Annotated in this window: 15 protein-coding genes; 11 read left to right on the top strand and 4 right to left on the bottom strand. The window is 40.1% G+C overall.

Annotated elements, in window-relative coordinates; translation table 11 throughout:
• The first annotated feature begins 74 nt into the window (after positions 1-74).
• Positions 75-1460, top strand: coding sequence for a lysine-sensitive aspartokinase 3 (gene lysC / locus AN390_RS18970; protein ID WP_055255752.1), 1386 nt, complete (start codon positions 75-77; stop codon positions 1458-1460).
• A gap of 18 nt (positions 1461-1478) precedes the next feature.
• On the opposite strand, the gene AN390_RS18975 is transcribed toward lysC, so the two are convergent.
• On the bottom strand, positions 1479-2222 hold the full coding sequence (locus tag AN390_RS18975) for a 4'-phosphopantetheinyl transferase superfamily protein (protein WP_029773950.1): 744 nt from the start codon (positions 2220-2222) through the stop codon (positions 1479-1481).
• 138 nt (positions 2223-2360) lie between these two features.
• On the opposite strand from AN390_RS18975, the gene AN390_RS18980 reads away from it, so the two are divergent.
• Entirely contained in the window at positions 2361-3683 is a 1323-nt protein-coding gene (locus AN390_RS18980) for a sodium-dependent transporter (RefSeq protein ID WP_004587706.1), read from the top strand.
• Positions 3684-3750: 67 nt separating this feature from the next.
• Here the strand turns inward: AN390_RS18980 and AN390_RS18985 are convergent, their stop codons facing one another.
• Positions 3751-4731 carry a 2-hydroxyacid dehydrogenase gene (locus AN390_RS18985; protein WP_055255753.1) on the bottom strand — a complete coding sequence of 327 codons (981 nt, stop codon included), beginning with the start codon at positions 4729-4731 and terminating at the stop codon, positions 3751-3753.
• Positions 4732-5013: 282 nt separating this feature from the next.
• Positions 5014-5565 carry a glutathione peroxidase gene (locus tag AN390_RS18990; protein ID WP_004587708.1) on the bottom strand — a complete coding sequence of 184 codons (552 nt, stop codon included), beginning with the start codon at positions 5563-5565 and terminating at the stop codon, positions 5014-5016.
• Between the two features lie 116 nt (positions 5566-5681).
• Here AN390_RS18990 and AN390_RS18995 point away from each other — a divergent pair, with 116 nt between their 5' ends.
• Positions 5682-6563, top strand: coding sequence for an NAD(P)-dependent oxidoreductase (locus AN390_RS18995; protein WP_029773952.1), 882 nt, complete (start codon positions 5682-5684; stop codon positions 6561-6563).
• Between the two features lie 143 nt (positions 6564-6706).
• On the opposite strand, the gene sbcB is transcribed toward AN390_RS18995, so the two are convergent.
• On the bottom strand, positions 6707-8152 hold the full coding sequence (gene sbcB / locus AN390_RS19000) for an exodeoxyribonuclease I (protein ID WP_055255754.1): 1446 nt from the start codon (positions 8150-8152) through the stop codon (positions 6707-6709).
• 575 nt (positions 8153-8727) lie between these two features.
• On the opposite strand from sbcB, the gene AN390_RS19005 reads away from it, so the two are divergent.
• From AN390_RS19005 to AN390_RS19040, 8 genes are all read left to right on the top strand, one after another.
• Complete coding sequence (locus tag AN390_RS19005) at positions 8728-9135, top strand: hypothetical protein (protein WP_004587201.1); 408 nt, start codon at positions 8728-8730, stop codon at positions 9133-9135.
• Between the two features lie 152 nt (positions 9136-9287).
• Complete coding sequence (locus AN390_RS19010) at positions 9288-10544, top strand: sodium:proton antiporter (RefSeq protein WP_055255755.1); 1257 nt, start codon at positions 9288-9290, stop codon at positions 10542-10544.
• 270 nt (positions 10545-10814) lie between these two features.
• A complete protein-coding gene (locus tag AN390_RS19015; RefSeq protein ID WP_004587203.1) occupies positions 10815-11222 on the top strand; it encodes a hypothetical protein in 408 nt (135 codons plus the stop codon).
• Positions 11223-11489: 267 nt separating this feature from the next.
• On the top strand, positions 11490-11828 hold the full coding sequence (locus tag AN390_RS19020) for a hypothetical protein (protein WP_039972209.1): 339 nt from the start codon (positions 11490-11492) through the stop codon (positions 11826-11828).
• Positions 11821-13164 (top strand): SPFH domain-containing protein, encoded by a 1344-nt coding sequence (locus tag AN390_RS19025; protein ID WP_004587205.1) that lies wholly within the window; start codon positions 11821-11823, stop codon positions 13162-13164. Before AN390_RS19020 ends, AN390_RS19025 begins: the two co-directional genes overlap by 8 nt.
• Before the next feature lie 226 nt (positions 13165-13390).
• The gene (locus tag AN390_RS19030; RefSeq protein WP_055255757.1) at positions 13391-13660 is read left to right on the top strand and encodes a YrhK family protein; all 270 of its coding nucleotides are present in this window, start codon (positions 13391-13393) and stop codon (positions 13658-13660) included.
• A gap of 55 nt (positions 13661-13715) precedes the next feature.
• Positions 13716-14183 carry a M23 family metallopeptidase gene (locus AN390_RS19035; RefSeq protein ID WP_408003185.1) on the top strand — a complete coding sequence of 156 codons (468 nt, stop codon included), beginning with the start codon at positions 13716-13718 and terminating at the stop codon, positions 14181-14183.
• A gap of 287 nt (positions 14184-14470) precedes the next feature.
• A partial coding sequence (locus AN390_RS19040; protein ID WP_054983145.1) for a hypothetical protein occupies positions 14471-14874 on the top strand: 404 nt, incomplete at its 3' end.

Raw genomic sequence — 14874 nt, forward strand, 5'->3', positions numbered from 1 at the left:
ACACATCTTATTTGCATTCCTTTGCCAAGTTCTTCTTGTTTTTTAGCGGTTTGGATACCGCGAAAGGAGACGAAATGACTACCCAATCAGTGCCACAAACAGTATCAGGCGCAAAATCAGATTACATCGTTGCCAAATTTGGCGGAACCAGTGTTGCAAACTTTGAAGCGATGAGTCGCTGTAGCGAAATTATTGTTGCAGATAAAAGCGTACGTATTGTAGCTGTGAGCGCCAGTGCCGGCGTAACTAACCACTTAGTTGCACTGTGCAAACCCGACCTTAGTAAAGAGCAGCGCCAAGCACACATAGATGGCGTATTGGCTATTCAACAGGCTATTTTAGATGAGCTGTCGCTTGATGCCGATTTAGCGGTGGGTTTTAACGAAACGTTAAAAGCATTTCAAATGTTAGCCCTTGAAACACTCACCACTGATCAACAACACGATGAGCTGCTTAGCTTTGGCGAGCGTTTATCGTCTTATTTATTTGCTCAAGTGCTGCGCTTAAAAGGCTTAAATGCAGATAGGTTTGATGTACGCAAAGTGCTTAAAACAGACAGCCAATTTGGTAAAGCAACGCCCGATGTTGCGGCCACTGCACAAGCGGCTAAAGATCTGTTAATTCCGTTATTAGATGAGCAAGTAATAGTTACACAAGGGTTTATTGGTAGTGATGAATTTGGCCAAACCACAACGCTTGGTCGTGGTGGCTCTGACTACAGTGCGGCGTTATTAGCAGAGGCTATTAACGCTAAAAGTGTACACATTTGGACCGATGTAGTGGGTATTTTTAGCACCGACCCGCGTTTATGCGCTAAGGCAACGCCAATTGCCCGTTTAAGCTTTGATGAAGCCGCAGAAATGGCGACATTTGGCGCAAAAGTATTGCACCCTGCAACTATTTTACCAGCAAGCCGTAGCCATATTAATGTATTTGTAGGCTCTAGCCGCGAGCCAGAGCGCGGGGGGACGTGGATTGAGCGTGAAAAATCGCAGCAGCCAGGTATTCGTGCCGTTACGCAGCGTAAAAACCAAATATTGCTAACGCTTAAAAGCCCAGAAATGTTATTAGCAAGTGGCTTTTTGGCCCGTGTATTTACCATTTTAAGTGAGTTTAATATATCGGTAGACTTAGTTACTACCTCAGAAATTAGTGTTGCCATAACCCTAGATAACGCACCTAATGCCTCGCGACCTGAGCTTGAGCAAGCGTGTTTAGATAAATTGGCCGAATTTTGTCATGTATCGGTTGAAAACAACTTAACCTTAGTGGCGCTTATAGGCTCTGAAATACAGCTACGCCAGCACGAAATGAACCTAATGAACGTATTAAAAGAGTTTAATATTCGATTAATTTGTCATGGTGCAAGCAAGCACAACTTATGCTTTTTAGTAGAGCAAAGCGAATCAGATACCGTGGTACAAGCAATACACAGCCGCTTATTAGAAAGCGCTGCTTAAGCTTTTAAAGCCAAGTTATTAAGTATCCAAGTTATTAAGTATAAAGCACCGCCAGTCGGTGCTTTTTTTATGCGCCACGCTTATATCAAACTCCTCATTGGCAACCGTTATGGTGTTACTCGATGCTGTTAGGTTTAACAAAGAAAATTCATCAAATACATTTGGGCTAAGCAATTGCGCTATTGGGCGGCTAGTTGCTTTAGCGAGTGCCTCTTTTAAGGTCCAAATTCTAAAAAAGCGGTGGGCTTGCTCTTTTATAGCCAAAGGCGCGGTAATTAAGGCAATTTCAGCCTTATGATAAAAATGCTTAGCGAGCTTTTCGAATGGGCGTTTTAAGTTTATTTTTTCAATATCAAAGCCAAACTCCGCCTTAGTAACATTAAGTGCTACGCCAACTAAGCCATGCGAGTGCGAAATACAGGTATTTATAACGGTGTGGTTTATATGGAGCTGTAGTTTTGAGCATTCTTCATTAAAGTGGGTGCTCATTTTATTAAGCGGTATGTGTGCGTATTGGGGCTGAATATGCTTTGCAAGTTGCTTTAGTAATATACGCGATGCTAGATATTCTTGCTTTGCTTGCATGCGTTTACGGCGATTTATAACGCTTAGCTCAAATGGGCTTAGGTACTGGGTTAAATCAAGGTGTTCTACATTAAGTGTGTTGGCATTAAACACTAAAATAGTATTGTTGCTAGGGGATAAATCGCTATAAAAAGAGGGAGCAATACTTAGGGTGTTTTTAAAAAAGTGGTTAGTCATACGCGCTTAAAATAAGTGAGTGCTGTAATTATGAGCGGTTAACAGCGCTTATTTATGCCAAAAGCAATTTTATTACTCAGTTGGCATTAAATATGGTTTAATTCACAATAATCAAAGAATAACAGAATTTGTAGATGTATGGCACAAGTGCGTGATGGATTTCAAAGCCGTTTTGGTTTTGTTTTAGCCGCTGCAGGCGCAGCAGTGGGTTTAGGTAATATTTGGGGTTTTCCTACGCAGGCGGCCAACCATGGTGGCGGTGCATTTTTATTGGTTTACTTTGTAGTTATATTTTTACTTGCGCTACCTGCGCTTTATACCGAACTTTATTTAGGCCACCAAGCGCAAGCAAACCCAGTAAAAGCATTGGGTAATGCGTGGCAAAATACCAACAAAAAAGTAGGGGCTGCCGCAGGATATATTGGCCTTGCGGGCGCTGTGGTTATGCTTAGCTTTTATTCTATTGTAGCTGGGTGGATGCTCTCTTACGCGATAGAGCCTATTACTACATTCTTTGGTTTTACCGCCGCAAGCGAATTTTTACACAGCGACTCTATGGTGCGTAATTTTATATTTACGCCGCTTATGCTTATTTTAACCGCCAGTATTATTTTAAAAGGGGTTAAATCTGGGATTGAAACCTGGTCACGCCGTTTAATGCCATTGTTATTGGTGCTACTAATAGGCTTAATTTTTTATATAGCCAGTTTAGAAGGCGCCAGCGAAGGGTTTGCTGCTTATTTAATTCCTAATTTTAGCCAAGTGCTTGACCCAAATTTAATTATTGCTGCAATGGGGCAGGCGTTTTTCTCGCTCTCATTAGGGGTTGGCTGCATGATGATTTATGGCTCGTACCTGCAGCCAGATGCAAACCTGCCAAAACTAACTGCAAGCGTTGCACTGCTTGATACCAGCGTGGCATTTTTAGCAGGTTTACTGATAGTGCCTGCAATTTATGTAGCGCAACATAACGGGGTAGAGGTGTTTAGCGGCGGAAAACTTATAGGTGAAGGGCAGCTTATATTTGCTATTTTGCCTGAGCTTTTTAGTACCATGGGCGAAATTGGTTTACTAATTGGGTTACTGTTTTTTGTACTTATGTCGATTGCATCGGTTACATCTACTATTTCTACCACAGAAATACCGGTAGCGTTTTTAGTAGAAAACCACCGCGTAGATCGTACTAAAGCAACGTGGGCCGTTAGCCTAGTGGTGTTAATATGCGCTAGTGCAATAATATTAAACTTTGAGTGGTTATTTGGTTTAGTAATCATGCTATTTACTCAGTACCAACTTCCACTTATGGGGCTGTTTTATTTTATAACCGCAGGTTGGATGTGGAAACGCGGTAATAAGCTTCATAAAGCCAGCACGGGCACGCATTACTGGTTTGCTCAATACATTCGTTTTGTGTGCCCAGTATTAATGACTCTTGTTTTTGCAAACGTTGCGTTTGGCTAAAGTATTTTAAGCTTTACCCGTTATGTAAATAGCAAAACGGGTAAAGCTAAATTAATGGGCCGCGGCTTTATAAAACCTCATTGGTTAAAGGTCTTTGTTCATTAATTTCTATTGCGTTTTGTATGGTGGTATTGGCAATTTCGCTCAGGGCTTCTTGAGTAAAAAAGCCTTGGTGGCCAGTTATTAATACGTTTTTAAAACTAACTAAGCGCGAGAATATATCGTCTTGGTTTATCTCGTCGCTGTGGTTTTTAAAAAATAGCTCCGACTCCTGCTCGTACACATCAAGCCCTAAATACCCTAGCTTTTTAGTTTTAAGCGCATTTATACACGCTTTGCTATTAAGTAGCGCACCGCGCGAAGTGTTAATTAGCATTACCCCAGGTTTCATTTTATTAAATGCATCGTCGTTTATTAAATGATGTGTTTGCTCATTCAGTGGGCAGTGCAATGAAATTATATCGCTTTGAGTAAGCAGCGAATCTAAATCGGTAATGGTGTAATTGCCAGGTGCTGCATAAGGGTCGCACACTAAAACATGCGCGCCAAAGCCATTTAAAATATTACAAAGGGCAAGGCCAATTTTACCACAGCCTATAATGCCAACTGTTTTGTCGTGTAAGTTAAAGCCTAATAAACCGTTTAAATCAAAGTTGTCTTCGCGTACGCGGTTATAGGCTTTATGTGTTTTACGGCTAAGGGTAAGCATAAGTGCAACACAGTGCTCAGCTACGGCTTCTGGGCTGTAGGCGGGTACTCGTAATACCTTAATGTTGTGTGCTTTGGCAGCCACTAAATCAACATTATTAAACCCTGCGCAGCGAAGTAAAATAGTATTAATTCCTTGCTCAGCAAGGTGCTCAATAACGAGGGCGTTAACCGTGTCGTTTACAAATACACACACAGCATCAAACCCTTTAGCAAGCAGTGCTGTTTGCTCGTTCAGTGCTTGCTCAAAGTAACAAATCTCTATTTGCGGGTGTTTTTTAATACTGCGCTTAAAAAAAGGCTGCTCGTATTTTTGCGTACTAAAAAAAGCAATGTTCATGTTATTTACTCCAAAGCCTAGCTGTTATACCAATGCGCATAATCAAGTGATCTATTTTGAGGATGTAAAAACGCGTTGATAGTAAGGCAAAAAATTCGCTATTTAATTGTTCTCGGCAATTGCTCCTGCATTGCTCTACCTTCTGCATCCATGCNNCGCAGATAGCGACACGTTTAGCCCCTAAAAATGATTAAGTATTATTGCTGATTGGTATTATACGTAACCTTAAACTAGTTTAATAAAGCATGCTTGAGTAACCACCCGTTTATTGATTTAGAATAATTAAGCGCCTTTTAATGCATTAAAGTTGGGTATTATTTTTGCGTTATTTAAGTTATTAGCGTTTAGTGCGCTAGGTAAGTTTGCCTCAATGACCTGTTTAAGCGTTTCGGGCTTGGTGCGCGGCGCATAGCGTGCAACGAGCTGACCTTGTGGGTTAATTAAAAACTTGGTGAAGTTCCACTTTACTGCGCGGTTTTGCGAAATACCACGGGTATGCGACTTTAAATAATTAAACAGCGGATGCGCCTCGGGCCCATTTACCATTACCTTACCAAACACTTTGAACGACACGTCAAATTGCCCTTGATAAAAGTCTTTAATCGCGAGGTTATCAAGCGGCTCGTTTTGGCCAAATTGATGACACGGAAACGCTAAAATAGTGAAACCGCTATTTTTATATTCTTGATAGAGCTTTTCTAGCGAACTTAATTGCACCGAAAAATTACACTTACTTGCTGTATTAACAATAAGTACTGTTTTGCCTTTTAGCTGGCTAAGCGCAAAGCTTTCGCTGTTGTACAAAGGGGCACTAAATTGATAAATACTATCCATGGTTACCTACTTATTTCCTTACGTTGGAAATTTATAAAGACTTAATTCGCTTTTTAAGCAGCCGATTGACATAATCGGGCATAGTTTCTAAGTTAGCAGGAAAATAAGGCACTTTTATGTCAATCAATGTTGCATTTATAGGTTTAGGGGTAATGGGTTACCCAATGGCAGGGCATTTAGCAAAAGCGGGCTTTAATGTGTGTGTATATAACCGCACTCAAGCAAAGGCGCAAAGCTGGGTAGATGAGTATGCAGGAAGCTTTGCTACCACGCCGCGAGAAGCTGCTAATAATGCTGATATTGTATTTATGTGTGTAGGTAATGATGATGACTTACGTGCGGTTGTTTATGGTGAAAATGGTGTTTTAGCGGGGATGGCCGTTAATAGCATTTTGGTTGACCATACAACGACATCGGCCGAAGTAGCCCGTGAAGTAGCAGAAAAAGCAGCCTTGCAAAATATCGATTTTATAGACGCGCCCGTATCAGGCGGACAAGCAGGTGCTGAAAACGGCGTGCTTACAGTCATGGCTGGCGGTAACGAAGCTGTTTTCACTAAAGTGCAACCCGTAATGGCAGCATATAGCCGTTTTAGCCAGTTATTAGGCGATGTGGGCGCAGGGCAGTTATGTAAAATGGTTAATCAAATTTGTATTGCCGGCGTAGTGCAAGGCTTAGCCGAGGGCTTACACTTTGCTAAACAAGCAGGGCTTGATGGTGAAAAAGTAATTGAAACCATTTCAAAAGGGGCTGCGGGTTCGTGGCAAATGGAAAACCGCTACAAAACAATGTGGGCAGGTGAGTACGAGTTTGGTTTTGCCGTAGATTGGATGCGCAAAGATTTAGGCATCGCGCTTGATGAAGCTAAAAACAACGGCGCTACGTTACCGATGACCGCAACGGTTGATCAATATTACGCCGACGTACAAGCGCTTGGTGGCGGCCGATACGATACATCAAGCTTACTAGCACGCATTGAAGCACTGCACAAAAAATAACGTTTACATTGAGTATATCAATGTAGACGCGCAGCTTGCTGGCGTGATGGGCAAAGCCCGTAATAATTTAAACAAAAACGCGACGCTTTAGTAATTAAAGCGTCGCGTTTTTATATGCGCTATACAAATAAACTAAAAGAAAATTACATGCTTTGCGCGTAGTTATATAGAGCTTTTAAAATGGTCAGGTTTTTTTCGCTGTCGTCGTGCTCATGGGCCAAGTTTTCAAGGGTGATCATAAAGTCTTGTGCGCTAATTGAGGGTTGATCTTCTCCGTGCATTAACTTGTTTTGGCAATACTGACGCCATTGGTCAAGCTCTTGCTGGTTTAGCGTTTCTGGCCAGTTTCGTGCACGGTATCTAAACAGTAATGTATTGAATTTTTTATCTTCAAAATCTAAATTTAAGCCCGCTAGCTCGTCTGGTTTAGCATCGCGAATAATCGCAAATTTAGCTTTGTCGGCGTGGCTTGTAAAGCCATCGTAAAGTAAGTAATCAACGTTAGTGGTTGCGCTGTAATCGCCTTTTTCGTTAAACACCTCAGTTACTTTATCGCGAAGCTCGGTATTGGCTTTTAAAATAGCTAAATTAGCGAGGCATTGCTCGCGGTCAATGCCTAAACGGGCTGCGTTTTCAGGCAATAACGTTTTAGCAGGCGCTAAAATAGGGCACTTGTTTAAATGCACCAGTTTTAAACCAACAGGTAAATCGCCCTCGGCTAAATCAACGCGTTTGGTGTATAAACGTTTACGTAACTCTTCTACGTTTAAATCAATGAGTACTTGCGGGTTTTGGGTCAAATCAAAACATATAACGGCGTTTTTATTTACCGGATGAAAGCTCATAGGCGCCACCCACGTAGTACAGCCTTGCGTTGCAGGAATACGCGATGATGTGTGTACCAGCGGCGTCATGTTAAATACATCAACTAACTCGCCAAGCGCTTTTTTATTACGCAGCCCAAAAAAGAAGTTATAAAGCTTTGGTTGTTTTTCTTTTATAAGTTTAGCCAGTGCAATAGTGGCAGTTACATCGCTTAGCGCATCGTGAGCAGCGGCGTGTTCAATGCCATTAGCTACCGTTAAATGTTCAAGCTTAAAGCTCGGGCTGCCGTCTTCTTTTACCGGCCATTCAATCCCCTCAGGGCGCAGCGCATAACACGCACGTACTAAATCAATAATATCCCAGCGGCTGTTATTGTTTTTATATTCGCGCTCGTACGGGTCGTAAAAGTTACGATAAAAGCTATAACGGCTTACTTCGTCATCAAAGCGAATACTGTTATAACCAGCCACACAGGTGTTTGGCGCACTAAATTCAGCGTGAATTTTGGCTATAAACTCAGCCTCAACCAAACCTTTTTGCATCGCCACTTGTGGCGTAATACCGGTAATTAAACATGCCTCAGGGTGAGGCAAGTAATCCGCTTGCGGCTTACAATATTCAATAAGCGGCTCGCCAATTATATTTAAATCAAGATCGGTACGAATTCCCGCAAACTGGCTCGGCTTATCTTTTTGAGGGCTCGCCCCCCAGGTCTCATAATCGTGCCAATAGATTGTTGCTTGATTTTGCTCTTGATATGCCATGCTGAAAACCCTGAGTAGTTAACTTAAAAACGCCTAAATATGCGCCAAGTTACTAAAATAATGAATTATTTAGATTATGGCATATGGGCGGGGGAGTTTATAGGTTTGGGTGATAAATGATGTTATGGAACTTTGTAGTAATACGTCAAGTTTGAATTTTGTTCCAATCCACAATTACGAATTAAAAGTAAGGGGGCGCGCCGTTATAGCCCATGGCTTGCTAACCTTTTTGCAAATAGTTATTACCGGTCCAAAGTAAATCAAACGCAAATTTGCTAAGCACTTGGTGCTTTAACAGCTGGTTTGGTGGATAAATGATGCTGCAGACATAGGCTTTAAGTTTGAAGCTGTTATGGAAAAGTTAAGCTACTTGAACGGACTAAGTAAAGAGCGGGTTCGGTTACTGATTGTATAAATACCAATTGCCGTAAATTAGTAATTCTCCATTAGACTAAAGTCTATAAGTTAATTTTCTTCACTTATTGGTTTTGTTTTAATCGTTTGTCGGTTTTGTGTTAATTCTCTAAAGTTGAATTGTCGGCAACAAGCACGACTAACTCAACAGGAATATAATCATGAAAAGCTCACTTATCAAAACCATCGCTCTTGGCTCTTTATTAACTTGCTCAGCTGCTGTAATGGCTGATACAAGTGACTACAAATTAATGGTTATCGAACAAGCGACTGCACCGCAGCCAATTGAGCAGTCGTTTAATAGTTGCGCACTTAATGTTAAGTCAAAAAACTATGCAGAGGCTGAAGCAATTTGTACAAAAGCAATTGCACTTTTAAAAGATGCAGACGGCCCTAAATTTAAAGTACGCCAACTTACGTCATTCGCGTTAAGTAACCGAGGTGTTGCGCGCTTAAAATCAAATAATGACACAGCAGCCATTGCTGATTTGTACGAGGCAGCGCAAATGTCTAACAGTACAATGGTATCGCATAATTTAACACTTGCTAAAGAAGAGCTTGCGCTATAAAAAAGCACTAAACATGCTTTAATTAAGCCAGTGTATAAAAAGCCCATGTTAGGTTTATTCTTAACATGGGCTTTTTGCGTTGCACGGTTAAAAACTGCAAATCATAAAAGTGGAAACTACTTATTAGGCTTTAAATTTAAGAGAGCTAGATTATGGATGTCACGAGTACGTTGAGCATATTTGAAATTAGCGCGATTTTTTTATCTATAACCGCATTACTTGCTTATATAAATCATCGGTTTATTGGTCTGCCAACCACCATTGGGGTGATGGTTATTTCGCTTTTAGTGTCTATTGCGGCCATATTTATGGGCTTTTTAGGGTTTGATGAACTTATTGATTACGAAGTAAGCCTACTTGATCAACTCAATTTTACTCATGTATTGCTCGACGGCATGCTCTCAATGCTGCTTTTTGCTGGGGCGCTGCACGTTAATGTAAGTGACTTAAGACGTTATAAATTACCCATAGGTATTTTAGCGTGTGTGGGTACGCTAGTTTCAACAGTGATTATTGCTACAGCGTTATATGTAGTAGTGCCTTTATTGGGATTTAATTTATCGTTTATATGGTGTTTATTATTTGGTGCGTTGATTTCGCCAACCGATCCGATAGCGGTGATGGGTATTTTACGCTCTGCTGGTGCGCCTAAAAGTATTGAAACCGTAATAGCGGGGGAGTCGCTATTTAATGATGGTATAGGCGTGGTGGTATTTGCGCTTTTATTAGGAATTTTAACCAGTGGTGATATGCCAACTACATACTCAGTGGCTCATACACTCGCTGTTGAAGCGGGGGGCGGTATAATATTTGGTTTAATATTAGGCGCTGCTTTAAATTATTTATTAAAAGCGATAGATAGCTACCAAGAAGAAGTATTACTTACGCTAGCGGGTGTTATAGGCGGTTATGCATTGGCGAGTCACTGGCACTTATCGGGGCCACTTGCGATGGTTATGGTGGGATTAATGGTGGGTAATCATGGCCGTAATTTAGCCATGAGTGATAAAACACGCCACTATGTTGATTTGTTTTGGGAGCTAATTGATGAAATTTTAAATGCCATTTTATTTGTGCTAATTGGCCTTGAAGTGGTAATGATTGTGTACTCAGCTAATTTGCTGGTGGCGGGCGTTTTAACCATTTTAATTGCGCTATGCGCACGTCTTATTGTGGTTGGCCTAACAACAACTATTTTTAATAAACAGCTCGAGCTGCCCAGCGGTGCATGGAAAGTGTTAACCTGGGGAGGGTTACGTGGCGGTATTTCGGTGGCACTGGTGTTGCAGCTACCTGATGGATCGCAGCGTAATATATTATTGGCTTTAACTTATGCGGTGGTGGTTTTTTCAATTTTAGTGCAAGGCTTGAGCGTAGGAAAAGTCGCCAAAAGCATAAAAACAAAATAAATTATAAAGACTGATTTTTGTACAGCTCATAGGCTTGTTTGCGTAGCTACAGCATAAGATTCGTTTTAAAACCTTTTTCAAAACAAGCAGTAATTACGCTGGTTTACACGCTGTTAAACATTTAAATTTGTACGTATATTAGACTAAAGTCTATAGGTTAATTTTCTTCACTTATTGAGTTTGTTTTTCTCGTTTGTCGGCGCTGAGCTATTACTCTAAAGTTCAGTTGTCGGCAACAAGCGCGACTAACTTAATTAGGAAAGACAAACCATGAAACGTACACTTTTAAAAACCATCGCTCTTGGCTCATTACTAACTTGCTCAGCAGCTGTAATGGCTGATTCAAGTGACTACAAACTAATGGTTATCAAAACCGCTACTGCACCATTGCCACTTGAAGAGTCATTCAATAGCTGTGCACTTAACGTTAAATCTAAAAATTACGCTCAAGCTGAAGAAATTTGTACTAAAGCCATTGCACTATTAAAAGATGCACAAGGCCCTAAATTTAAAGTACGCCAGCTTACATCGTACGCTTTAAGCAACCGTGGCGTTGCACGTTTAAAAGCGCATAACGATACAGCAGCATTAGCTGATTTATACGAAGCAGTACAAATCTCTGAAAACACATTAGTGTCTCATAACTTAACTCGCGCTAAAGAAGAGCTTGCCTTATAAAGCAATTTAATTAGCGAGAGTCACAAAAAAGTCCCTACCGATTTATATTTGGTAGGGGCTTTTTTGTGCGTGTAATAAAATTTTTTTATAAAACTCACATGTAAATTTAAAAGCGAGAAAGCCCGTTTTAGAGAGCTTTATTTTTGGAACTATTACTTTTACCTGTTTTTTATACGAGGTTTCTGTAAAATTAATGAGTTAACATTTGTTATTGATTTAAAACACCTGTTATTGACGTAATCATTCAACTAAATATAAGCAGGTTATATGATTTTCTATATTGTTGGGTTGAGTACATTGGTTATTATTTTGTGTTTAGCTATTTATGTTATTTATAGCAATATACGCAAAAATCGAGTAAGAAAAACTAAGGAATACAATGTGCTGTTTGATAAAGACACCATTGTAGATGAGCTTATTACTCAACTTACGGATAAAAACCAAGCCCAAGCAGATAAACATAAAAAAATAAAAGGCAAAGAAGAGATCCTTGCAACATTTATAGAATTGCATCGCTCAGGTAGTTTTTGTGCGCATTTAAGCGAGCAAGAAATTATTTACTTTGTTAAGAAAAAACTAAACATGGAGAGTAATGAAAATGGATAGCGATAAAAAAGCGGTTCCAGAAGAAAAGTCACAATCATTTATAGGTCGTTTTGGCCGCCGAAATGTCATTTTAGTAACATCAATAGTGGTTGTGTTGGCTGTTATAGCAACGCTTACTTCACAAGTTATTTCTTGGAACGAAGCTGACGAGCGTTTAGTTCATCAATCGGCGTTTACCGGAAAGTTAACGGTTATTAACCAAGCTGGCCCATACTTAAAAGCATTTGGCACTACATCTGCTTATAAAAAGGTTATATCGATTAACTTTACGGGTGACGAAAACGCGACTGCGAGTGCAATTGTACCTCTTATTCCAATACGCTTTTTGGATACAACAACCGGTGGTGCACGTGGTGTATCGCGCTTTAGGTTGCCAGGCAATGTACCAGCCACTGAAAAAGGTGAATTACGTGGATTACTAAAAATACACGAAGAGTTTGGTTCGCAAGATACGCTTATATCTAATTTACTTATGCGTGCTACTACAGAAAACGTTAAAGCGTCGGCGCGTATGATGTCGGTTGAGCAGCATTATTCTGGTGGAAACGGGCAACTTAGCCAAGACTTCTCTGATCAACTTACTAATGGTATTTTTGTTACTGAGCAAATAATCAGCAGCGGTGAGCGGGATAAAAGCGATGAACTAGGTAGCTTAAGTAAACAGCAGCGTGTAACGGTAAATATTAAATCTGATAAAGAGGGTAAACCGCTGCGTAATGCGCCGATTTTAGGTGCGTATGGTATTACTGTTGTAGATGCAAGTATTATTGATATTGACTACGAAAGTAAAGTAAACGCGCGCTTAGAAGCGCAAAAGCAAGCGGCTGCAGATGAAGCCTTGGCACGTCAAAATCTTAAAAAAGCAGAGCAACAAGCGCGTACAGAAGTTGCCTTAGGCGAACAAGCAATAGCAAAGCAACGGGCAGAGTCTGAAAAGCTTAAAATTAAAGAGCAAATCGATGCCGAGCGTATTAAAGCGAATGCTATTATTTCTGCTCAGCAACGTGTAGCTGTAAAAGCTGAGTTGGCTAAAGAGCAAGAAGAGATATTAAAGCAACAGCGTTTAGAAGCACTAGGTATGGATGTGTTAGCTGAGGCACGCTTACGTGCTAAATCAGCAGCGCTTGATCCTAAATATGTGTTTGATGAAACATTAAAAGCTGAGGTGAAAATTCAAACTGCTTTATTCAATAGTTTAGGAAAAAGCCGTTTAGTGCCTGAAATTGTAATAGGTGCAGGGCAGGGCGAGCAAAGCAATGGTTCTGAATTTATGCGATTATTAGCGGCAGATGCGGCTTTAAGTCTTAAAAAACGTTTAGAAAAAGACCAAAAATAAACAATTAAATATACAAGCAATAGTGAGTTTTTAGCTATAAAGACTCTACACCAATAAAAACGCTGGCTGATATATCAGGCAGCGTTTTTTATTGTGTATTTTTTGCTATTGTATTTTGCAGATAAGCCTATACCAATTCGCAATAATACTTAATTAAGCGAATTGGTATTAGATGCTAGTGAAAACAGTTTTTTTAATTACACAGTAAAAAGAGTGAGTAGTATTGATGGGCTCCAGCAAAAATCAGCTTAATTTAGACTTAGGAAAAGAGCATATTACTATCCAACGCCGTTATGAAGCATTAGGCGCAGTTAACGATTTTTTAATTGCGGTGTGGTTTTTAATTGGTAGCTTTTTCTTTTTAAATGAGTCATTAGTTGAAAGCGGTACCTGGCTTTTTATAGCTGGCAGTGCGCAATTAATAATAAAACCTGTATTAAAATTAATGAGTTTAGTTCACGTTAAAAAAGTGTTTCGTTCTAACAATACTCACTAGGCGTTCAGGTATTGTAATTAATAATTTAATGACGACTTACAGCAAAGGTAATGCATTGAAACTACTAAAGTGGACTTTGGGCGCAGCTATAATTTTATTAATAATGGGTTTACTCATTCCTGAGAAGCTAGTAATTCCTGTGCAAGGTGCTACAAGTAAAGATTGGAACCACAATACGTTTTGGTATGAGCCGTGGGGGCGCTCGGGTGTACATAAAGGAATTGATATTTTTGGCGCTAAAAACACGCCTGTGGTTGCTGCAACAAGCGGTATTGTTATTTTTTCAGGTGAACTAAACCGAGGTGGCAAAGTGGTTGCGGTATTAGGTGCAAAATGGCGAGTGCATTATTTTGCACATTTAAATGACTACAATGTAAGTGCAGGGGATGTAGTTAGCATAAACAGCCAAATTGGCTTACTGGGTGATACCGGTAATGCTGCAGGAAAGCAACCTCATGTGCATTATTCTATATTATCGCTTATGCCTATGCCGTGGCTTTTTACAACACAAAGACAAGGGTGAAAAAAGATGTTTTTTTTAAACCCACATAAAAAGTTAACTGCTAACTAACTCAGTTTTATGTATGGATGGGCCTTTACTGATTAGCTGCCAACGTTGTTAACTCACCTGTTTTTGCTGTATTTTTTTGAGAGTGAAAGAAACGCTATTTAAAGCAGGCATTAGACTAAAGTCTATAAGTTAGATTTTCTCACTTATTAGGTTTGTTTTTATCGTTTGTCGGGGGGAGAGGATTTATCTAAAGTTAAGTTGTCGCCAATAAGTACGACTAACCAAACAGGAAGATAATCATGAAACGTACACTTTTAAAAACCATCGCTCTTGGCTCATTATTAACTTGCTCAGCTGCTGCAATGGCTGATCAAAGTGACTACAAATTAATGGTTATTGAAGATTCTGTAACAGCCGCACCAGAGTTTGAACAGCCATTTAATAGCTGTGCACTTAATGTAGAATCTAAAAACTACACAGAAGCTGAAGCCATTTGTACACAAGCAATTGCCTTATTAAAAGAAAGCCGTGGCCCACGTTTAAAAGTACGCGAACTTACATCGTTTGCATTAAGTAACCGTGGTGTAGCCCGCATGATGGCTAAAAAAGACACCGCAGGCCTTTCAGATTTATACGAAGCGTATCAAATCTCTAAAAACTCACTGGTATCTCATAATTTAACGCGTGCTAAAGAAGATTTATC

The sequence above is a fragment of the Pseudoalteromonas sp. P1-11 genome, from assembly GCF_001399995.1.
Taxonomy (GTDB): Bacteria; Pseudomonadota; Gammaproteobacteria; order Enterobacterales; family Alteromonadaceae; genus Pseudoalteromonas; species Pseudoalteromonas atlantica.